The organism is Phenylobacterium sp. CCH9-H3 (assembly GCF_001557235.1).
Lineage (GTDB): Bacteria > Pseudomonadota > Alphaproteobacteria > Caulobacterales > Caulobacteraceae > Phenylobacterium.
The window spans coordinates 1-922 of record NZ_LSJI01000049.1 but is presented as its reverse complement, the minus strand read 5'-3'; the positions used below and the strand labels follow the sequence as shown (position 1 = coordinate 922).

Annotated in this window: 1 protein-coding gene; it reads right to left on the bottom strand. The window is 69.6% G+C overall.

Annotated features, from left to right (window positions below):
- Positions 1-23: 23 nt before the first annotated feature.
- Positions 24-539, bottom strand: a complete 516-nt coding sequence (locus tag AX721_RS04180; RefSeq protein WP_068874774.1) for an RNA polymerase sigma factor — start codon at positions 537-539, stop codon at positions 24-26.
- Positions 540-922 lie beyond the last annotated feature (383 nt).

Sequence of the window (922 nt, the reverse complement as noted above, 5' to 3'; positions counted from 1 at the left end):
GGCGGGGTCATGGCCAAGGGCGGCTACCGGCGCAGTTGCAAGGCCACGAAGGCGAGCGCCCGGGTCATCCGCCATTCGACGGTTTTGACCGAGAGCCCGCAGCGATCGGCGATGTCCTGATTGGTCATTCCCGCAAACCGGCTCAAGACGAAGACATCCTTCAAGGGCGGCGGCAAGGCCGAGACGATCTGGTGCAGCAGCACCGCCTCGTCCTGGCTGGACGGAACGCCATGTTCCTCCGTTTCTGCGACATCTTCAATCAGGGCGGGAACGCCGCCGCTGCGCGCGGTGCGGCGCAGTTGATCGCGGGCGAGATTGCTGGCGACGTGGAGGAGCAGGGCGCGGGGCGCGCGCACCGTGCCCGCCGCCTGGTGCGGGGCGATCCGCAGATAGGCCTCCTGCACCAGATCCTCCGCCGTCTCGGCGACCGCCCGGCCAAAGCGCCGATGCAAGGCGCGCCTCAGCCAGCCGGCATAGAGCCGATAGAGCCCGTCGAGCGAGGCCTCGCCTGTTCCGGCCTCATCTTCCGTGCGCCGCATCGCGCCACTCCCGTTCCCACGAGGAGGGGCGTCGCAGGTCTGACCTGCTTGGAATCCCACGCGCAAGGCCATGCGCCCGCGCCGGCGCGACCAGACCGGCGCGCCAAACCGCAGGTGTGCGCCGGCAGGTCCGATCGCCGGCGTCAGGGTTCGCAAACTCGCACAGGGGTTTCCACGCCCCTGCCGACGCAGCCGCGCCGGCGGAGGGAATCCTGGACCAAGCCGAGTCGGCTCGCAAGCCGGCGTCTTGGCCGGCGGAATGGGGGCGGGCGTTGGAAACCTCGTGCGAACAGAGGCCCGTTGCTTCGGGACCGCTCCACGCCGTCGCGTGTCAAACGGCGTTCAAAAGGGACCCCCGATCGGCGTCGAAGAGGGACCCCCTT